The sequence below is a fragment of the Chryseobacterium sp. MMS23-Vi53 genome (assembly GCF_047651245.1).
Classification (GTDB): Bacteria; Bacteroidota; Bacteroidia; order Flavobacteriales; family Weeksellaceae; genus Chryseobacterium.
On sequence record NZ_CP180265.1, the window covers coordinates 1,363,668 to 1,384,876 of the forward strand.

Sequence of the window (21,209 nt, forward strand, 5' to 3'; positions counted from 1 at the left end):
CTCTTTGTAATTAAAAATTTCGCAAAAATATGAAAATAAATTGATTATTTGCTAATCTGAGAATACAAATTAACAATCGCTCTTAAAAGTTCCTCAATTCCTTCTGCAGATTTTACCGGAGCATATTTCTCTATCTGAATTCTTTGAGAAAGATTTCTGTATTCTTCAGCAATCGTAGAACCTTTATAACTTTCAAGAAAACTTCTGAAATCCTCGGCAGAGCTTTGAGAATATTGATTTCTAACCTCAGCATCCAATTCATCCACCGTTTGAAAGAATGTCTGATAATCGCCATTATCTTTAAGATTTTCCAGATAGCTGAAATAATCGTTGATATCGGTTTTCAAACTTTCTCTTATTTCCCGCTCGGTTTCAGCCACAGAACCCAATGGTTTTACAGGTACAGTTTCCTTAACTAATTTACGCTTTTTTTGCCAAGTTTTAAATAAAAGATAAACTATAAATAATCCTAGTAAAATAGCAATATTGATTAAAAGCGTATTCCAGTGGAATTTACTTTTTTCTTTTACCTTGAATGAAGTTGTTTTCAGAACAGGAGTATTTACCGTTTCCAGAAAAGTATTGGTGTATTCATTCACTTTCTCAACCGTTGTTTTGGCATCCATAATCTGCTCATGAGAAAAAGCATTCACTGCCAAAGTCTGCTCGCCAAGATCTATATATTCTTTATTTGAAGGGTCGAAAAATGCAAACTGCTCTGTTTTGATAGCAATGTCACCCGCTTTTTTGGGAATTACAACATAATTAGCAAAAATATCTCCCTTCATTCCCGTAGTTCCGACAGCAACATTTGAGGTAATTTTCGGAGCGAAAACTTCATAATCCGGAGATGCTGCCAGCTTAGGCAGCTCCATTGTTTTCAAATTTCCTTCGCCACTTATTTTTACAACAACGTTGATCGGTTTTTTCACCTCCGCTTTTTCTTTTGAGGCATTGTAAACACTTACATTGAAGTTACCAACAGCATTTTTAAAGGATTCAGGAGAGCCTTCCGGAAGCTTTTTAACGTTGATTTTTACTTTATTGGAAACAATTTTATTTTTGTTGGAATAAGAATTCACTGTGGCAGAAACTCCCGGAACATCTACATATCCCGCTGCATTTGGAAATACCATGAATACGGCTAATATCTGTGAAGACATATTTCCTATATCAGAAGGATCGATATCGGATTTAGCAAAGCTTACAGGGAAAACATCCAGATTATTTTGTTCAGGTAGGTGAATATTTTTCACTTTTCTGAAGTTATCCATATTTTTAGAATAGACCTTCAAAACCGCAATAGTCGGCTGATCCTGATAAACATCTTTATCTTCGATTTCCATGTTCAGATAAACATCTTTCGAAGTATTTGTGGCAACAGTTTTTTTCTCGGCATCTTTTATAAAAATGTCGAAAGGTTCTGTTTTGTAAATTCTGTTATTAATCGTGACTAGAAATGACCCGACCTTTACCTTTCCTTTTTGTTTAGGTTCAAGAGCCAATCTCGTTACATACTGAGAAACAACCGTATTGGTTTCGGGATCCATAAAGGCATTATTCACAGATCCGCTTCCGATAAGATTAAATTTAGAAAAATCTGGTAAGCGCAGTTTTGTCTGCTGATTGTATTCACTACCTTCAATCTCAAGGACAATATTAAGATTTACGATTTCGTTTCCACTGTAGGTTGTTTTATCCGGAACGACACTAAGATTTACCTGTCCGTAAGAAATTACGGATATAAAAAGGAACATTATGTAGGTAAATCTGCTTTGCATCACCAATCTTTCTCGTTGCTTTCAGGCATCGAATAAGAATTTTTGTTCAAAATTCTTCTGGCGGTTTCTTTTTCTTTGTCGCTTACTTTATTCAGTATTTGATTTTCAAGATCTTTGGGAAGTTTGCCTTCATTACTAGGATTTTGGCTGGGGTCATTCCCTTGTCCTTTTCCTTGATTTTGTTGCCCTTGTCCCTGATCTTGTTTTTGATCTTTAGGATTTCCTTTTTGATCATCATTTTGTTTTTGGTCTTTACCACCGCCTCCTTTACCTGAGTTATTTTGCTGGTTTTTCTTTTGTTGGTTTTCTTTTTCTTTCAGCTTGGCAATCTGGTAATTTTTTCTTGTTGCCTCGCTGTAAGGATTTTGTTTTAAGGATTGCTTATAAAATTCCGCAGCTTTTTCCGGCTGGTTCATCTGCATGTAAGCATTTCCTAAATTGTGAAGCGCTGCCGCTTTATCAGGAATTGTCTGAGAAAGTTTCTGTGCTTTTTCAAACTCTGCCTTTGCCTCTTCATACTTCTTGCTTTTATACAATGCGTTTCCCAAATTGTAATGTGCAGCAAAATCTTTTCCATTTATTTTGATCGCTTCCATGTACTTTGAGGACGCTCCATCATAATCTTTACCATTAAATTTCTCGTTTCCTTCATACACTAAAGTTCTGTAGTTTTTCTGACCAAACAGAAATCCTGAAAACAAGAAAGCAGATATAAACGATAAAAAAATGATTTTAGTATTCATCCAGTGCAAAATTATTCCTTTAAATGTTAATAAACAGGTGTTTAATTGTTAAAATTGGGTTAAAATGATTGTCTGAAAATGAGACACACAATTTGAATATTAAACATTAAAATCTCTTTTCGGATTAAAAATATAAATTAAAAAGAAGAAAAGCAGTGAAACAGCGAGGAAATATTGATAATAATGATTTGCGTTTTGCGATTTCACCAATGTTTCGGAAGAAGTCATTTTCTTGCTTAAAGCATCAACAATTCTGTCCGGAGCTTCATTAATGTTATTTCCGTCGATGTATGATCCGCCTGTTGCATCAGCCATCTTTTTTAAAGCCTCTGTTTGTCTTTTCGAAATGACGGTTTGCCCATTCATATCGTTTTTATATCCCATCAACTGTCCGAAGACATATTCCGGAACAGGAGCTCCTTCCTCGGTTCCGATTCCGACAGAAGTTATCATGATTCCTTCTTTCTTGGCTAATCTTATTGCAGCATCGTCATTTCCTTCGTTATCTTCACCGTCACTTAACAAAATAACTTTTCTTGCGTCTTTGCTTACATTCTTAAACTTTTCAGCAGCAGTTTTCATACCGTCCAGAAAATCTGTTCCCTGAATTTGCATTGAATTCGTTTCAATTCCGCTAATATAAGTTTCCGCCGAGTTGTAATCTGTTGTTAAAGGCATGATTGACGTTGCCTGTCCCGCAAAAATCACAATTCCGACCTTATCACTCTTCATTTTCTGCATCGTCTGAATCATTAGGTTTTTAGCCTCTGTCAAACGACTTGGATTAATATCTTCCGCATTCATCGAGTTAGAAACATCCAGTAAGAAAATTACATTATTCAGTTTTTGATTGGATTTAATTTCTTCTGAACCATTTAATAAATCAATAATAGAAAAAATTAAAAATAATGTTGCAATCAAATATAAAGCAGGAAAAAATTTCGTAAATCCTGATCTTTTCTCAAATAAATGTTCGTGAAACTGGCTATCTGCAAAAATTTCTCTTTTCTTTTTTTCCATTTTAAAAATCGAACCAAAAAGACAGCTAACAGCGGCAAAAGCAACAGCAACAACAAATACCAATAATTACCTAAATACCAATCCATTAACTTAAAATTTTATAAAACACCCATCTCAATAAGGCATCAATGAACAACATTCCCAAAGCAATCCAAAGGAAAATTTTAAAATATTCCTGATAATTGTACAGTTTAGAAACTTTTACATCAGATTTCTCCAATTGATTAATTTCATCATATACTTCTTCCAAGCTGCTGTTGGATGTCGCTCTGAAATATTTTCCACCCGTCATCTGAGCAATTTCCTTTAAAATAGGTTCATCAATTTTCACTTCCGTTTCTGTGAAAACCAAATCACCAAAAATATCTGTCTGAGTTGGCATCAAAGCATATCCGTTTGTTCCGATTCCGATGGAATACACTTTAATTCCGTTATTCTTTGCTAACTCTGCTGCAATTGCAGGAGGCATTGCGTTTTCAATCGTATTTACACCATCTGTCATCAGAATGATGATCTTACTTTTTGCTTTACTGTTTTTAAGGTGATTGACCGCAACAGAAAGTCCTTCTCCAATCGCAGTTCCGGGTTGCAATTCCAATGGATTTAAATTTTGAAGTTCATCAATAACAACCTGATGATCAGAAGTTACCGGAACTTTCGTAAACGCTTCTCCTGAATAGGTCACCAAACCTAGCCTGTCATTCGGACGTTTTTGAACAAATTTTATCGCAATATCTTTCAAAGCCGTTAAACGATCCGGCGTAAGATCTTTAGCCAACATACTCAATGAAACGTCAACAGAAAGCATGATATCAATCCCTTTCGTATCGTCTCTGTCCTGAGAAACGGTAAAAGTTCTTGGTCTTGCCATCGCAATAATTAAAGATGAAAGAATGATGTATTTTGAAATTCTCAGAATAAACATCACAAACTGAATTCCGCCACTGTCGCCCATATTTTTAACAGTGGGAACTTTGATACCTTTCTTTTTCTGTCTACTTGCATCTCTAAATAAAAGCGGAATAAACAGCAAAAAAAGCGCTAAAAACCAAGGACTATAAAACTCAAAATCAGGCATCTTTTCTCAAATTTTCGAATTCCAAATCCTTTGATGATCTTTTCACAAAGTCAGTAATATCTTTAAAATCTTTCTCCATTGCTTCTTTATCCGGGAAAGTTTTCGCGAATTTCACCAAATCACCTCTTAAAAACACATCTTCCACTACCCTTTCGTTTTCCTGAGAAATAGTGTTATTTTTCTTCATCAGATCAATTAAATCATCTGTTAGTAAAACATCTGCAGGTAAGTTGTATTGTTTAGCGATAAATTTTCTTGAAATATCAATTAATTCAACATAAAATGAACGGTAATTCCCTGCTTCCACGTATTTTTTCTTCTTGAGAGAATCTAATTCCTTTAATGTTTGATTGGTCGTTACAACAGGTGAATCCTTCGGTTTCCTTCCGTATTTTACAAACATTATGATGGAAATAATTAAAGCAATAACTGCAATTGCCACTAAAATATAAAACTTATAAAGCTCCCAATAATCCGTCGCTTCCAATTTTACATTTTTATTATTCATGATATCTGTGATCGGATCGCCTTTTTGAGCCGTGTTGATTACATCTATTTCGTAAGGAATTGTTTTTAAAACTTTACCTCCAACTTTAAATTCCAGTTCGGGAATCGTAAATTTTCCTTCATCAAAAACAGCAAATTCTATTCTTCTGTAATACACATCCTGAGTTTGCGCAATACTGTCTTTTACCTCTTCAAAATGGAAAGGCAGGAGTTCGTTTTCGGGAGCCGCAGAAACCTTTTCGTTATGTAGATTATTGATCGTAATAACGATATGATTCACTTCTCCCAAAGCAATAGTTCTCTTCTCAACACTGGAAGAAAGGATCTGTGAAAAGGCGTTTGCACAGATTAAAAAACAAAATATAAATAATAGTTTTTTCAATTTCAATTAATAGGTTTTGGCTAAAGCCTAATGTTTACTTTAAATTTTTAAATGGACTTCCTTCGACTAAGCTCAGGATGATATACTTATTCCTATTGATGTTATTTCTTCTGAAAATAATTATATAACAATTTAGAATAATCCTCACCGGTATTAATATTCATAAAACTCGCGGAACTGTTGGCAAAATCTTCTTCCAAAGCTCTCAATTTCTTCTTTTGAGCCTCTGCAAACGTATATCGCCATCTAGCGCTGGAAGTATTTGCCCAGACCTGCTTTCCGGTTTCCGCATCATATAATAAGGTATATCCTACATCGGGAATTTCATTGTCTTTTTCATCAAAAATTCTCATTCCCAACAATTGGTGTTTTTTAGAAGCTACTCTCAACATTTTAGAATCATATTCATCTTCAAAATCCGAGAATAAGAAAACCAGAGATTTTCTTTTAAAAATTCCCATCATGTATTCTAAAGCTTTATCAATCTTCGATTCTGCCGGAACATAATCAGCCGTTAGAATCGTACTGATAATCGAAAGAATATGTTTTCTTCCTTTTTGTGGCGGAATTACTTTATACACTTTATCAGCAAATAAAATCAATCCCACTTTATCATTATTTCCTGCTGCTGAAAAGCCTAAACTGGCTGCAATTTCTGCCACGTATTCTCTTTTCAACTGAGTTTTAGTCCCATAATCCATTGAAGCAGAAATATCGACAACCAACATCATCGTCAGCTCCCTTTCCTCTTCCATTACTTTTACAAATGGCTCACGGAAACGAGCTGTTTTATTCCAGTCGATTCTTCTAATTTCGTCACCAAACTGATATGGTCGAACCTCAGAAAAAGTCATTCCCTGACCTTTAAAAGCACTGTGATATTGCCCCATCAAAGTAGCTTCCGTCTTCTTACGAGTGCGGATTTCTATTTGCTTGACTTTTTTTACAATATCTTTTATTTTCATTTAGGTTGCAGGTTTTAGATGATAATTAGCCGGAAATTCATAACTCATAATTTATAACTTAAAACTCGATCGAAACATTAAACCATTCATCATCGAATTTCGGGCTGTATTTTTTGTAGAAATTAATGGCTGGTTCGTTCCAATTTAAAACTTGAAAAACCATTCCGCTGTATTGGTTAGATTTTCCGTGTTCCAGGGTTGCTTCAAACAATTTCTTTCCGATTTGCTTTCCTCTTAATTTTTCCGTCACCACCAGATCTTCCAGATACAATCTTCTGCCTTTCCATGTAGAATATCTATCGTAATACAATGAAATTCCAACAATTTCTCCATTAAATTCCGCTACAAAAGCTCCCCAAACCGGAGATTTTCCGAACCCATCTTCAATAAACTGTTCAAGGGTGAGCGTAACTTCATGCAAAGCCTTTTCATAATCAGCCAATTCTTTGATTAACTCCAACATTGAAGCACAATCTTCCTGAATGGCTTTTCTAATGACAACTTCACTCATTACGGAGCTTGAATTTTCGCTAAAATTCTATTAATGATTTCTTCTGATGAAATTTCTTCCGCCTCAGCTTCGAAAGTTAGACCAATTCTGTGTCTTAAAACATCTTTTGCTAAAGATTTTACATCTTCAGGAATAACAAAAGCTCTTCCTTTCAAGAATGCATAGGCTCTTGAAGCAATCGCCAAATTGATCGACGCTCTCGGAGAAGCTCCGAAACTTATATAATTTTTAAGCTCGGAAAGTCCGTAATTTTCAGGGAAACGGGTAGCAAAAACCATATCCAGAATATATTTCTCAATTTTTTCATCAAGGTAAATCTGGTTGATTAGTTCTTTTGCCGCAACGATATGTTCAAGAGAAATTACAGGTTTAATTGTTGGTTGATGAGAAGTCGAAACCATTCTCATGACCGTTCTTTCATCCTCAAATTTAGGATAATCGATCGTACATTTCAGCATAAATCGATCGCTTTGCGCTTCTGGCAAAAGATACGTACCTTCCTGATCGATAGGGTTTTGAGTCGCCAACACCAAGAATGGCTTTGGAAGTTTCATCGTTTCATCACCGATTGTTACTTGCTTTTCCTGCATCACCTCCAAAAGAGCTGACTGCACTTTTGCGGGAGCACGGTTGATCTCATCCGCCAACACAAAATTTGCAAAAACAGGACCTTTTTTAATCGAAAAATCATTGTCTTTCACATTGTAAATCATGGTTCCTACAACATCTGCAGGAAGCAAATCCGGCGTAAACTGAATCCTCGAAAATTCTCCATGAACTGCTTCTGCCAATGTTTTAATAGCCAATGTTTTTGCCAATCCCGGAACTCCTTCCAAAAGAACGTGGCCGTTCCCCAAAAGTCCCACCAAAAGGCGATCAATCATATATTCCTGACCGATAATAACTTTATTGATTTCCTCTCGAAGACGGGCAAAATAGAAGTTGGCTTCCTTTACCTGCTCCGTTAACTGACGAATATCTTCCGCTTGATATGTATCTGACATAGTCTTATTTAAAATAATTGGTAAATTTCTAATAAATACTTGCATTAATCAACACAAAAAATGCCATTTTTGAGTTAAAGTTTGTTAAATATTCCAGCATTGATGCGAGATTCAGAATAGATGAAACCTTAAAACTCAATAAGATTATTAAAATTTTTCATAAAAATATATAAATTTTGCTTTAATCGACCGTTCAAAAATTGTCATTTCCAGTTTATTAAACTATTTTTGGTGATTAAAATTTTTGCAAAATGAATTATCATTTTCAAGCTCACAGACAAGTAAGAAAGAACCTTTTGGATATCCTGCAGAATACATCTCATGATGATCTTTTGTTGATTCCGGATGGTTTTAACAACAATATTTACTGGAATATTGCTCACACTGTTGCCACACAGCAACTTTTGCATTATTATCTGAGCGGAAACCCTTTCAGAATCGATAAATATTGGGTTGAAACCTACAAAAAAGGAACGCTTCCCAATTTGGATGTTCAAAAATCGGAAGTTGAAGATCTGGAGTTTTTATTAGTGGAAACATCAAAGATTTTAATGAAAGATTACGACAGCGATTTTTTTGCAGATTACACACCTTACACTACAAGTTTCGGGATGGATCTGAAGAGTATTCAGGATGCAATTATTTTCAACAATATGCACGAAAGCATCCATTATGGATATATTTTATCGCAAAAACGAGCAATTTTAGGAGAAAAAGGAAGATAGTTTTGAGGGTAAGTTTGCTACGCAAGTCAATTATTAAGCGTGATTTTTTTCAACTAAAAATTGATTTTTAAAGCTAGATTTACATTTAACAATTCACTATTTAAATTATTAAAATGACAGATAAAAAAGACGATTTTATTTTCGGGCTGCGTCCCGTGATTGAAGCTATTGAAGCGGGAAAAACGATTGATAAAATTTTCGTACAAAACGCATTGCAGGGAGATATTTATGCCGAATTGAAAACAATTTTAGCGAAAAATAAAATCCGTCCCAATTATGTTCCGGTTGAAAAACTGAACAGATTTACAAGAAAAAATCACCAAGGTGTTGTGGCATTTATTTCGGATGTTCCGTTCCATAAAATTGAAGATATTGTTCCTCAATTGTTTGAAGAAGGAAAAACGCCGTTTTTATTGATTTTGGATCGATTGACAGATGTTAGAAATTTTGGAGCAATTTGCAGAACAGCAGAATGTGTGGGAGTTGATGCGGTTATTATTCCGGAAAAAGGAGCTGCGCCAATTAATTCAGATGCGATAAAAACTTCAGCCGGAGGTATTTATAATATTAAAATTTGTAAAGTTCCCAATTTGGCTCACGTTGTAGATTTCCTTCAACAAAGCGGAATCTCTGTGTTTGCAGCAAGTGAAAAGGCTCAAAAATTAATTTATGATGTAGATTTTAAAGAACCTTGTGCTGTTGTAATGGGTAACGAAGAAACTGGAATTTCAAAAGAAGTTTTGCATCACGCAGACGAAAAAATAAAGCTGCCAATTGAAGGAAAAACTCAATCTCTAAACGTTTCCGTGGCTTGTGGAGCGATTTTATATGAAGCGGTAAGACAGAAAATGACTGCAAATTCAAGTCTGTAAAAGCTTTCAAAATTTAAAAAGAAGTAGTAAAAATTTAAAAAAATTCAAATGAAAAATATAGCAGCATTAGCGCTAATCTCAGCAATAGCAGTAGTTTCTTGTAATAAAAAAGAGACGACAAAAATTACAAAAGTAGATCCTAAAACAGGAAAAACAATCACGGTAGAAGTTCCGGCGGATTCTGTGGCAAAAGTAGAAGCAAACCCTGCAATCAAAGATTCTGCGGGAGTTTTCACTCAGACTTTTAAATTGGAAAAAGGGAAAACGTATCCTTTAACAACATATCAGAGAGATACGAAAACAATGACTGATCCGAAAGGTCAAACCATGAACGGAACAAGCGAATCTACGGATGAAATGTCTTTCACAGTAAATGATATTAAAGGAAATATTTATGATATTACTTTAAACCTTATTGCGAAAAGAAATTCTCAGACAGCACAAGGGAAAACAATCGTTGTGGATACAAAATTGCCAATTCCAAAAGAAGATGATTTAAAAATGATCTGGAACATCAACAGAGCATTGACAGGCAATAAGTTAAACATGAAAATGGACACAAAAGGTAATGTAATTTCTATTACTGGTTTTGATGCCGTTTATACTAAAGTTTCTAATGCTGTCGGTACTTTAGTGAAAGATGCCAATCAAAAAGCAAGCGTTGTGGCAAGTTTGAAAGAATCTTTTAATGAAAAAGTATTGAAAGACCAATTCAGTAAAAATTTAACCATTATTCCTAAAAAGGGAGCAAAAATTGGAGAAAAATGGACAAATAGCGAAAATGCTGATCCAAATGGAAAAATTAAAGTAACATCAAACTATGTTTTAAACAGTGTTGGAAACGGTATTGCTGAAATTGGTGTAACGGGCGGAATTCCTAAAAAAGTTGAAAAACAAAATCAGGGAGAGGTTACGCACAGCCTAAGCAGCGAACTTACACAAAACGGAACCATTAAGTTTGACCAAAATACAGGATGGATCACGAACCAAAACATTAATGTGGTGACGACTCAGATTGAAACAATTTCTAATGGAAAAGAGTCTCAATCGATGAAGAGTGTAAACAAATCTTCTGTGATGGTGAATCCGTCTGCTAAATAAAAGTAAATGAGTTTTGGGATTGGACTGTTTTAGAATTTAAAAAATTTGAGCTTTAATCCCTGAACTTTAAACATTTAATTATTATGAAATATATTCTTGAGCTCGTACTCAGCGCTATCATTATTTTCTTTGTCTGGAATATTCTTAAAAGAATTTTCTTCAAGACGTTTTATAGTTACAGATTCAATAACAATAATCAGAATAACAGGCAGCAGGACATACAAAACTCAAATAAGGATAACCAAAATCTGAAGTGGGATGCAGAAACCGTAGACTACGAAGAAGTGAAAGATAATAATGAAAAAAGGTAATAATTCCGAAAATAAAAGATAATAACCATCAACATGGCGAAAAATAAAAACTTAATTTATATTGCAATTTCATTAGTTGTATTTATAGTTTTAGCATTTTTATACTCCACTCCCGTTTTTTCGGGAAAACAACTTTTCCAGCATGATATTGTGCAATATCGAGGCGGCGCAAAAGAACTTCTCGACTACAGAGCCGATACCGGAAACGAAACTTATTGGAGTGATTCCATGTTTGGAGGAATGCCGACTTACCAGATGGGAAGCCAATTTAAAGGCGACATCATTAAAAATCTTGACAGTAAATTAAACTTCCTTCCAAGACCGGTTAATTATCTTTTCCTGCTTTCTGCCGGATTTTTTCTTTTGGGAATGGTCGTGGTAAGAAACTGGAAATATGCGCTTTTGGGAGCAACATTTTTCGGACTTTCAACCTATTTTTATATTGCAATTGCAGCCGGACACAATGGTAAAATTAATACTATTGAGTATTTCGCGCCACTTTTAGCCGGAATTTTACTCGTCTATATTCGAAAACAATACATTTGGGGATTCATCGTCACTACCCTATTTATGGGACTTCAGATCGCAGCGAATCACCCACAGATGACCTATTATCTGTTCCTGGCTTTAGGATTTTTATTTTTATCTGAATTAATCAGAGCCATTCAGAAAAAAATGCCAATGAAGCACTTCCTGATTTCTTCGGGAATAGTTGCCGCTTCATGTTTAATCGGAGTTGGAATGAATTCACAAAGAATCATGGCGAATTCCGAATATGTAAAAGAAACCGTTCGTGGAAAGCAAATTTTAACGAATGACAGTCATACAGAAGGAAATTCCGGAATGGACAAAGAAAGTATGCTAATGTGGAGTTACGGAAAACTGGAAACACTTAATCTATTCATTCCTAGACTAATGGGCGGCGGAAGTCAGGAGCCGGAGGGAAAAGAAATGATGAACAAAGTTCAGGAACTGGTGCAGGAAAATGTAGGTTCACAAGCTGAAATGGACAGAATTTCCAAAGGTTTTGGAAATTTAACTTATTGGGGAGATCAACCGGGAACTTCAGGTCCTGCTTACCAAGGTGCAATTGTATGTTTCTTAGCACTTTTAGGATTCTTTTTCGCATCAAAAAAATACCGTTACTGGATTTTAGGAGCTTCTATTTTAACAGTCTTTTTGGCTTGGGGAAGCAACTTCATGCCTCTATCAGATTTCTTTATCGATTTCGTACCTTTTTATAATAAATTCAGAGCGCCGTCTTCAATTTTGGTTGTTGTGGAATTATTATTTCCATTAATTGCAATTATTGGACTTTATAGATTTTTCACAGATAATGAATTAACGGAAGAATACAAAAAGAAAATTCTTCTTTACGTTGGTGGCGGAACTTTAGGTTTTGTTTTGATTTTATTAGTTTTCGGAAAATCTTTATTAGGTTTCCATACAGAAAACGAAAAAACTTATCTTCCTCCTTTCCTATTAGATTATCTAACTGAGGAAAGATTTAAATTATTCAGAATTGATGCCATTAAAGCATTCATCTATGTTGCGATTGCCGTTGGAGCTTTGTTCATGGTTTTAAAACAAAAATTAAATCAGAATATCGCTTTAGTTATCCTTGGCGTTGTAAGTTTATTTGATCTTTGGACAGTAAACAAACGTTACTTAAACGATGATAATTACGTTGATAAAATTTTTGCAGAAAATCCTTTCCAGACAGAAAGTTCAGATCTTTTGGCTGAAAAAGTTCAGGGAAATCCAAGTCTAGAATCGATAGTTGCGAATGTAAATGTTAATAAAACGCTTGAAACAATTGCAGAAAGAGATAAAACACATTACAGAATTTTCAATAATATTTTAGGAACGTTCAGTGAGACAAATACTTCTTATTTTAAATCTTCAATTGGTGGTTATCACGCTGTGAAATTGAGAAGATACGACGACGTTATCAACGAATATTTCCAGACGATGGATTCTGTAAAAGTTCCTAATATTTTAAATTTATTAAATGCAAAATATTGGGTTGCAGGCGGACCTGAACAGCCTCAGGCAATGCCAAATCCAAAGGCAAACGGAAATGCCTGGTTTGTAAGCGATCTTAAATTTGTTGAATCTCCAAATCAGGAAATTAAGGCAATCGGTACAATTGATAGTAAAAAAACAGCTGTAATTGCTGCTTCTGATAAAAAATATTTTGATGGAAAACCTGTTAAGGCAGATTCGACAGCGTTCATCAATTTAACAAAATATCAACCGAACGAACTGGAATTCAAATCTCAATCAAAAACACCGCAATTGGCTGTATTCTCTGAGATTTATTATCCTCACGGATGGAAATTTTTCATTGATGAGAAGGAAGTTCCTTACATCAAAGCAGATTATTTGCTTCGTGCCGTTCATGTTCCTGCAGGAAATCACCATGTAAGAATGGTTTTCGAACCAGAAGTTATTGAAAAAGGAAAATGGATTTCGCTTATTTGTTTCGGACTGTTTATTTTATTAAGCGGATTTGGAATTTATATCGTTTACCGCAAAAGAGACAAAAGACAACTCGAAAATATTTAGAAATTCAAAAGTTTGAAAAAGCTTTGTGTTTATGATTACTCAAAAATATATTACAGATCTTACCTATAGAATTAATGGAGCTTGTATAGAAGTCCATAAAATCTTGGGAGCAGGATTATCAGAAATTGTATATCATAAAGCTTTAGAAAAAGAATTTAAATTAAGAAATATTGAATATAAATCTGAGTTTCAGATTCCTGTAATTTACAAGGATGAAAATTTAAATTGTGATTTTAAATGTGACTTCTTAATTGAAGATTTAATTGTTTTAGAAATAAAAGCTGTGTCTTCTCTTTTGGAAATTCATAAATCTCAGATTTTGAATTATATGAATCTATTAAAAGTTCCAAAAGGAATTTTAGTAAATTTTAACGTCAAAAATATTTATCATTTCGGTCAAGAAACGTTTATCAATAAATATTTTGAGCAATATGACTAAAATATTGGGTTGCATTTTGTAAACTTTTAAATAACTTAAAAAGTAATAGTAATCTTTTGCCACTTTTGCGGTTAAAACAATTATAAATGAATTCTCAAAAAAAAATATTAATCATCACTTATTACTGGCCTCCTGCGGGAGGTCCTGGTGTTCAAAGGTGGTTGAAATTTGCAAAATATTTACCCGAATTCGGATGGAAACCTGTGATCTACACACCGGAGAATCCGAGCTATCCTTTATTGGATGAAAGCCTGATGAAAGATGTTCCGCAAGATCTGGAAATTGTAAAAACCAAAATCTGGGAACCTTATCAGTTAGCCGAAAAACTCAATAAAAGCAATAAAAAATTCAAAGCCGGGCAGTTTGATGTTGGGAAAAACCAAAACTGGAAATCTAAACTTTCGATTTGGGTAAGAGGAAATTTTTTCATTCCCGATGCCAGAGTTTTTTGGGTAAAACCTTCGGTAAAATTCCTAGAACAGTATTTAAAAGAAAATAAAATTGATGTGGTCGTAACTTCCGGACCGCCACATTCCCTGCATTTGATTGGTTTAAATTTAAAAAAGAAACTTCCCAACCTAAAATGGATTGCCGATTTCCGCGATCCTTGGACGGAAATTTCTTATTATAAACATTTAAAACTCACAAAAGGCTCCGATAAAAAACATCGCCAATTAGAAAGTGATGTCTTTAAAATTGCAGATATTACATTAGCGACAAGCTACACGGATGCAGAAAATTTCAAAAAAAACGGAGCCAATGCAATTTGCATCACAAACGGTTTTGATCAAACAGATACAAGCACAGAAACTCTCAAATCCTCAAACCCTCAAACTCTTAAACCCAAATTCACGCTAAGTTATATTGGTGTTTTGGAACAATTGAGAAATCCTGAGAATCTATGGAAAACGTTGGATAATTTAATTAAAACCAATTCCGATTTTGCAGAGAATTTCACTTTAAAGTTTGCAGGAAGAATCGATGATAAAATTTTATCCTCAATTGAGAATTCAAGTTTGCAACATCACATTTTGAATTTGGGATATTTATCTCATGATAAAGCTGTTTCAGAAATGCAAACTTCTGATATCTTATTAATTACAAACTTTCCAAATGAATCTTCAAAAGGAATTATCCCTGGAAAAATTTTCGAATATTTGGCTACGGGAAAGCAAATCATTTCGTTTGGGCCAAACGATGCAGATGTTGCAAAAATTTTAGATGAAACCCAAGCTGGAAAACATTTCAGTTATGAAGATTCTGAAAAAATTAAAGAGTTTATTTTAGAAAAATTCGATCTTTGGAAAAACGGGAATCTTGTTGAAAACGTTCAAAATATTGAGCAATTCTCAAGAAAGAATCTGACTAAAAAATTGGTTGAAATTTTAGATTCATAATTTTATTATTAAACTATTAAGAAATATTTAAGGAGCTTAGTTTAAGCAATATCATTTATCTTAAAAGATAAAAGCATAGTTATTCTTAATTTTCTAAATCTCTTAAATATTTCTTAATAGTTAAAATTAAAATTTAAAACTTTCTTAAGTGTTCTAATATGTTAAAATCTTTTGCGGTAAATTTCTATATTAAATTGTCCACTGATCGTTTATAATGCCTACCAAATAATACTTTCCCTGATATTCTTCGAAAACCAATCGAAGCGATTTCCAATCCATTTCAGCATTGGCTTCAGAACCTTTGATGAAATTTTCTGTAAAATCGGATTTTGGATAAATTTCCTTTAAATTATTCTGCGAATTTCCTTTTCCTTGAAATTCATTAAACGAAACCTGCCCTGTCGCAAAATCTTTTGAATACACCCATTTCGTTAAATAATCATCAATCGTTGATTTGTACAAATCTCCAGATCCGTCCATTGTTCCCCAAGTAAAAAGGGTTTTCGTTGATTCATATTTTTCAAAATCCGCTTTGGAAAAATGTTTATCTTCTTTTGGATTTACAAAACCATACATCGAAAATGTAACTCCTTTTTCAGGATGAATAAACTCTGCGATTTTTTTATAATCCTTATCCTTTAAAGTTTGTACAACTTCTTCATTAATTTGTTTTAAAGCCACTTCTTTATTCACAATATTTTGATCAACAGTTGCGCTGTCAGATTTTATCTTAGAAGTAGAATCTGCTTTGTCATTTACAAATTTTTCAGGATTTTTGGTACATGCCACAATACTCAGAATCAATACTGAAAAGAATAATTTTTTCATATTTTTAATGTTAAGATTAAAATTTACCAAATCCAATGCCATGTTTGCGTTGAAGGTTTTTTAGCATTTGAGAGCCTGAGTGTTGCAGCATTTTGAATGTTTTAATATTGGAGTTCGTAACATAGACTTTAATTATTTTGAATATAGTTTTTTGCTTATTGCTTAAAGCCTATTGCTTATAGCTTTTTTGTACTTTTGTTTCATGGAAATTCTAGATATTCTTATCATCGGAGGTGGCCCAATTGGATTGAATTGTGCCTTGGAAGCTCAGAAAAACAATCTCTCTTATTTAATTATTGAAAAAGGAACAATCGTAAATTCTCTCTACAACTATCCTTTATATATGAGGTTTTTCTCGACTGCTGAAAAGTTGGAGATTGCAGGCATTCCATTTATTTCGACAGCACCCAAACCCGGTAGACAGGAAGCTTTAGAATATTATCAGGGAATTACTAGACAGCGAAATTTAAACATCAATTTATACGAAAAGGTTGAAAAAGTTATCAAAGAAAATGATGTTTTCACCATCGAAACCACGAAAGGAAAATATTTCGCAAAAAATGTAATTATTTCAACAGGTTTCTATGATATTCCGAATATGATGAATATTCCGGGAGAAAATCTACCGAAAGTAAAACATTATTATACAGAACCATATCCTTACGCAAAACAAAAAGTTGTGGTTGTTGGGTGCAGTAATTCTGCTGTTGATGCTGCGCTGGAAACCTACAGAAAGGGAGCCGAGGTAACGATGATTATCAGACATTCCGAGATTTCAAACAGTGTGAAATATTGGGTAAAACCAGATATAGAAAACCGAATTGCAGAAGGAAGCATTACAGCCCATTTTAATTCTGAACTTACAGAAATTAAAGAAAATTCTGTCATTTTTAAAGATAAAAATGGAGAAAATCACGAAATTCAAAACGATTTTGTCTTGGCAATGACCGGTTATCTTCCAGATTTTGAGTTCTTAAAAAATTCAGGAATAGAATTACAAGGAGATTGTCTGAATCCACTTTATCATCCGGAAACAATGGAAACCAATGTTGCAAACTTGTATTTGGCAGGCGTTGTTTGTGGTGGAAAAGACACGCATCTGTGGTTCATTGAAAACTCAAGAATTCATGCAGAGATGATCATTCAGAATATTCTTTTACATTAAAAATCAATCCTCGCTCCAAAAATAAAATTCCGTTTTGCAGCAGGATTATAAAAACGGCTTCCAAAAGCATTAATATCAAAACCCAAAACATAATCGGTATTGTAAAGATTCTGAATTTGTAAATATAAATTCAATTTTGTCTTATCAAAATCTACAGGAAATCTAAATTGAATATTCCCGACCAAACTTGAGTCTGACCAAACAGAATTGGCATCATTCAAAGGAATTTTTGATGTGTAAAAATGTGAATAATCAACAGAAAGCCTCTTAAAGAAAGTAAAATTCAACAAACTATTAATCGTTGTTTTTGGAACTCCGGTTAAATCATTTCCTGAAAAATCGCTGTCAACCTGTTTATAATTTTCAAACTTAAAATTGTAAAAGCTTCCTGAAAATCTGAATTTAAAATTGCTCAGAAAATTATTTTTCAGGCTGAAGTTTTTAGATTCTAGCAAGACTTCGAATCCTTTTTGCACCGTTGCGCCGGAATTGACAAAATACTCCTGCCCTGCTTCATTTTGCCGTCTTACAATCGCATTTTTCATCCGGAAATCGAAATAATTTCCTTCAGCAAAAAAGGAATTTCCAAATTGTTTCCTGATTCCAATTTCTTTATTCCAACCGTATTCCGGATTTAAATTTTGGTTAAATTCTTGATTGGAAGAACGGATCTCTTCATTTGTCGGCGCAGAATTTCCTTTTCCAACCTTCCCCCTCACGGAAAAACCTTTACTTAAAAGATAAGTAAATCCAAAATTCGGCAGCCATTGATTTTTAAAATGAACATTTCCGCTTTCAGACCTTGGATACGTCCTTTCCCAATCGTAAGAATTCGAATTTAAGCTGATTGAAATATCTGTAAATAATTTTTCGCCAAAATTCAGTTTTTGCGAAAGAAAATAAAATCCTGATCTGTTTTTTATTTGATCAAAATTCTGTGGGTTTCCTTCAATTCCTTTATTATTATCGTAATTTTTGACTAAAATATCGTTGATTCCACCTTCAAAACCAAATCTGTAGGCTAGAGAAACTTTGTTCCAATTTTTCTCATAATTAAAATGCGTTCTTAAAGCAAAATTCTTTTCAAAGCGATTTTCAAAATTGGTGATAAATGGATTTTCAAAATCAACATAAGACCCTTGAATTAAAATAAAATGCGAAAAATTTGGATTAAAATTAAATTCATGAGAAATTCCGGCTAAAATCATTTTGTTTTGAATTCCTGCATCCTGATCTTTTGCTCCCGGAACGGCTGCAGTCGCTGGTCTCGCCTGTTTTCTGTTGGCTTCCATTTGCTGTAATGTCAAACCACCCGGAGTTTCGTAATTTAAATCTGAATACAAAACCATTGCCTTCAACAATCCTTTTTTTGAATATTGAAAATTGTCTTTCATGAAAATTTGTTTTCTCTGCACAGAAGATTGTTCACGGTAAGAATCTGTTTGATAATAATTCTGAAAGATCTCAAAAAAGTGTTTCCCCAACTGCTTCGAAAAATCAAAACTCTGGTTGAAAGTTCCGTAACTTCCTATCGATAAATTGGCTGAAAGATTTTCTGATTTTTTGGTTTGAAGCAAAATGGTTCCGCCCGTCACGGCGTCGTAATCTCCACTTTCCGGACCTTTGTAAATCTCCATACGATCGATCAACTCCGGAGAAATGATATTTAAATATGTATTTCCGGAAGCATCTGATAAAATAAAATCATCTAGATAAACTTTCACATTCCGTACCCCAAAAGGCGACCTCAACGTGCTTCCACGAAGGGAAATCCTGTAGCTTCCGGGTGAACGTTCTTCCATTCTTGCTCCGGCAATTTGGTTGATGGATTCTAACATCCTTTCGGGTGTATTTTGACTCAGTAAATTTTCGGAAACCACTGAAACGGATTTGGTTGAAGCCATAAAAGGTGTCGCTTTTTTGTAAGCGTCGATCTGAACTTCTGAAATCAATGTTGCTGAATCTTTCTTTTGTGAAAAGAAAAATGAAACAGAAAATACGGAAAGTAGAAAATAAATTTTTGCCATTGGATGAGTTATAGCAAAAATTATTCTTTTTTTTGATTTAAAATATTAAAACTTTGTGAATATCCCATTTTACAAAAAAAAACCGTATCAAAGTTTGAACCTTGACACGGTTGATGATATAAAGAAAAACATCCTGCCAACATTCTGAAATCTTGACAGGACGTACTTTTGCGTGAGGGATGTGCAGGGCGGCGACGAAGGAGCCGGTGCGAGTGAGGAACGAACGAGTACGGAAGCGAAGCGTCCCCCGAAGCAGCCCGACCCGAGGTTGGGATGGTTCCAGCTTGGGAAACGAAGGGACACGCCAATAAAAATATTATGCTTCTTTTTTCTTATCCCCAATCAGCCATGGAATGATGAAGTAAAACACAATCGCAATGAGGGTTGCCAAAACTCCTGTTCCGATCCACAAAGCATTGAAACCGAACTTTTCTGCCAACATCGTTCCCAAATATGGAGTCACAATAAATGCAATAGAAAACGAAATCCCGTTGAGTCCCATGTAAGCGCCTTTGTTGTTTTCACCGGATCTTAATGCGGTAATTGTTGACATAAAAGGAAGTGTCCAAATTTCTCCGATACAAAGGATGGTCATGGAAATAACCAGCGTAATGATGCTATAATCGAATGCCATCATTGCGTATGAAATTCCGCAAATGAAGGTTCCCAGCAACATGGTGACAGCCAAATTGAAATATTTTTCGGCAATTTGTACGAATCCCATTTCGAGTAATACGATTAAAAATCCGCTGTATCCTAAAATGTAGCCAATGTTTTGTTGACTTAATTTTGCTACGTCTTTGTAAAAGATCGTTAATGTGCTGAATAACTGGAAAAAGCAGATTGAAAATAGCATACAAAAAAAACAGTAAACCAAGAATCTGCCGTCTCGGTAAGGTGAATTTTCTTTTTTGATTTCGATGGCTTCTTTTACTTTTTTCGCTTTTATTTTGGCTAATTTATTTCGTTTTGAAAAGAATGAAATGTATAAAATCCCTGCCAATAAAGCCGTTAAAGCATTGCTGTAAAACAAAAATTCATACGATATCGACGATAAAATTCCTCCCAAAGCAGGACCGATTGAGAATCCTAAATTTACTGCCATTCGGTTTAATGAAAATGCTCTTGTGATATTTTCTGGTTTTGCATATTTTGTAATCGCTACCGAGTTTGCAGGGCGAAAAGTGTCGCTTACAATACTTTGCAGTAAAATGATGGAAGCAACTCCGATTTCAGTTTTAAAAACAGGAATTAAACAAAATAAAGGAACGCTCAGCAATAAGCTCATATACTGAACTTTATATTCTCCGATTTTATCTGTAATAAATCCGCCCAGCCAAGAACCTAATACGGAACCTATTCCGAAAAAACTCAGTACAACTCCTGTATTTTCAATGCTAAAATGTAAATGATTGGTCATGTAAACGCCCAAAAACGGAAGCACCATCGAGCCCGCACGGTTGATGAGCATCACGAGCGCCAACATCCAGCTCTCTTTCGAAAGACCTTTGAATGAGTTGGTATATATGTTTATAATTTTCACAATTTCTCAAGTTTTAATTTATTTTATTTTTTGATAGGATTCTATCCTATGTTAATTCGTCCCTTCGGGACTCTTTTAATTTGATGATCAATTCATCGAATTCATTTCGAGTAAGTTTGAAAACCGTATCAAGAAATTTTTATTGTAATGTTCTCAATACATTTTTCTTTATTTTATTTCATAAAACATTCGAACTGACGAAAAAAAAACAGGACTTAAAAAATTAAGCCCTGTTTCATTTA

The 21,209-nt window shown here is 34.2% G+C and carries 18 protein-coding genes and 1 pseudogene; 8 read left to right on the forward strand and 11 right to left on the reverse strand.

All coding sequences use genetic code 11. The annotated features are described in order from the left end of the window. Positions 1-44: 44 nt before the first annotated feature. From ACKX2A_RS06040 to ACKX2A_RS06075, 8 genes and pseudogenes are all read right to left on the reverse strand, one after another. Positions 45-1,757: a BatD family protein gene (locus ACKX2A_RS06040; RefSeq protein WP_415328342.1), complete on the reverse strand. Its 1,713-nt coding sequence runs from the start codon at positions 1,755-1,757 to the stop codon at positions 45-47. 23 nt (positions 1,758-1,780) lie between these two features. Beyond that, positions 1,781-2,524 (reverse strand): tetratricopeptide repeat protein, encoded by a 744-nt coding sequence (locus tag ACKX2A_RS06045; protein ID WP_415328344.1) that lies wholly within the window; start codon positions 2,522-2,524, stop codon positions 1,781-1,783. A 99-nt stretch (positions 2,525-2,623) separates the two neighbouring features. Continuing rightward, positions 2,624-3,630 (reverse strand): annotated as a pseudogene (locus ACKX2A_RS06050) (vWA domain-containing protein). Further along, positions 3,630-4,622, reverse strand: coding sequence for a VWA domain-containing protein (locus tag ACKX2A_RS06055; RefSeq protein ID WP_415328346.1), 993 nt, complete (start codon positions 4,620-4,622; stop codon positions 3,630-3,632). Before ACKX2A_RS06055 ends, ACKX2A_RS06050 begins: the two are co-directional and overlap by 1 nt. Then, positions 4,615-5,511, reverse strand: a complete 897-nt coding sequence (locus ACKX2A_RS06060) for a BatD family protein (RefSeq protein WP_415328348.1) — start codon at positions 5,509-5,511, stop codon at positions 4,615-4,617. The genes ACKX2A_RS06055 and ACKX2A_RS06060 overlap by 8 nt, the downstream gene beginning before the upstream one ends. 101 nt (positions 5,512-5,612) lie before the next feature. Further along, positions 5,613-6,476, reverse strand: a complete 864-nt coding sequence (locus ACKX2A_RS06065; protein WP_415328350.1) for a DUF58 domain-containing protein — start codon at positions 6,474-6,476, stop codon at positions 5,613-5,615. A 58-nt stretch (positions 6,477-6,534) separates the two neighbouring features. Beyond that, the gene (locus ACKX2A_RS06070) at positions 6,535-6,987 is read right to left on the reverse strand and encodes a GNAT family N-acetyltransferase (protein WP_415328351.1); all 453 of its coding nucleotides are present in this window, start codon (positions 6,985-6,987) and stop codon (positions 6,535-6,537) included. Further along, entirely contained in the window at positions 6,987-7,991 is a 1,005-nt protein-coding gene (locus ACKX2A_RS06075) for an AAA family ATPase (RefSeq protein WP_415328353.1), read from the reverse strand. The genes ACKX2A_RS06070 and ACKX2A_RS06075 overlap by 1 nt, the downstream gene beginning before the upstream one ends. A gap of 251 nt (positions 7,992-8,242) precedes the next feature. Here ACKX2A_RS06075 and ACKX2A_RS06080 point away from each other — a divergent pair, with 251 nt between their 5' ends. The 7 genes from ACKX2A_RS06080 (at position 8,243) to ACKX2A_RS06110 (ending at position 15,404) form a co-directional block, all read left to right on the forward strand. Then, a complete protein-coding gene (locus ACKX2A_RS06080) occupies positions 8,243-8,716 on the forward strand; it encodes a DinB family protein (RefSeq protein WP_415328355.1) in 474 nt (157 codons plus the stop codon). Positions 8,717-8,829: 113 nt separating this feature from the next. Then, positions 8,830-9,588, forward strand: coding sequence for a 23S rRNA (guanosine(2251)-2'-O)-methyltransferase RlmB (gene rlmB / locus ACKX2A_RS06085; RefSeq protein ID WP_415328357.1), 759 nt, complete (start codon positions 8,830-8,832; stop codon positions 9,586-9,588). A gap of 48 nt (positions 9,589-9,636) precedes the next feature. Continuing rightward, positions 9,637-10,689: a DUF6263 family protein gene (locus ACKX2A_RS06090; RefSeq protein ID WP_415328358.1), complete on the forward strand. Its 1,053-nt coding sequence runs from the start codon at positions 9,637-9,639 to the stop codon at positions 10,687-10,689. Positions 10,690-10,772: 83 nt separating this feature from the next. Further along, complete coding sequence (locus ACKX2A_RS06095; protein ID WP_415328360.1) at positions 10,773-11,000, forward strand: hypothetical protein; 228 nt, start codon at positions 10,773-10,775, stop codon at positions 10,998-11,000. A gap of 33 nt (positions 11,001-11,033) precedes the next feature. Continuing rightward, positions 11,034-13,568, forward strand: coding sequence for a hypothetical protein (locus ACKX2A_RS06100; RefSeq protein WP_415328362.1), 2,535 nt, complete (start codon positions 11,034-11,036; stop codon positions 13,566-13,568). A gap of 31 nt (positions 13,569-13,599) precedes the next feature. Then, a complete protein-coding gene (locus ACKX2A_RS06105) occupies positions 13,600-14,007 on the forward strand; it encodes a GxxExxY protein (protein ID WP_415328363.1) in 408 nt (135 codons plus the stop codon). Between the two features lie 86 nt (positions 14,008-14,093). Continuing rightward, the gene (locus tag ACKX2A_RS06110) at positions 14,094-15,404 is read left to right on the forward strand and encodes a glycosyl transferase family 1 (RefSeq protein WP_415328365.1); all 1,311 of its coding nucleotides are present in this window, start codon (positions 14,094-14,096) and stop codon (positions 15,402-15,404) included. A 189-nt stretch (positions 15,405-15,593) separates the two neighbouring features. On the opposite strand, the gene ACKX2A_RS06115 is transcribed toward ACKX2A_RS06110, so the two are convergent. Then, the gene (locus ACKX2A_RS06115) at positions 15,594-16,232 is read right to left on the reverse strand and encodes a hypothetical protein (protein ID WP_415328366.1); all 639 of its coding nucleotides are present in this window, start codon (positions 16,230-16,232) and stop codon (positions 15,594-15,596) included. A gap of 202 nt (positions 16,233-16,434) precedes the next feature. On the opposite strand from ACKX2A_RS06115, the gene ACKX2A_RS06120 reads away from it, so the two are divergent. Further along, the gene (locus ACKX2A_RS06120) at positions 16,435-17,397 is read left to right on the forward strand and encodes a YpdA family putative bacillithiol disulfide reductase (RefSeq protein WP_415328368.1); all 963 of its coding nucleotides are present in this window, start codon (positions 16,435-16,437) and stop codon (positions 17,395-17,397) included. Here the strand turns inward: ACKX2A_RS06120 and ACKX2A_RS06125 are convergent. Both ACKX2A_RS06125 and ACKX2A_RS06130 read right to left on the reverse strand, forming a co-directional pair. Then, positions 17,394-19,424, reverse strand: coding sequence for a TonB-dependent receptor (locus ACKX2A_RS06125; protein ID WP_415328370.1), 2,031 nt, complete (start codon positions 19,422-19,424; stop codon positions 17,394-17,396). The genes ACKX2A_RS06120 and ACKX2A_RS06125 overlap by 4 nt on opposite strands. A 316-nt stretch (positions 19,425-19,740) precedes the next feature. Beyond that, positions 19,741-20,910, reverse strand: a complete 1,170-nt coding sequence (locus ACKX2A_RS06130) for an MFS transporter (RefSeq protein WP_415329418.1) — start codon at positions 20,908-20,910, stop codon at positions 19,741-19,743. Positions 20,911-21,209 lie beyond the last annotated feature (299 nt).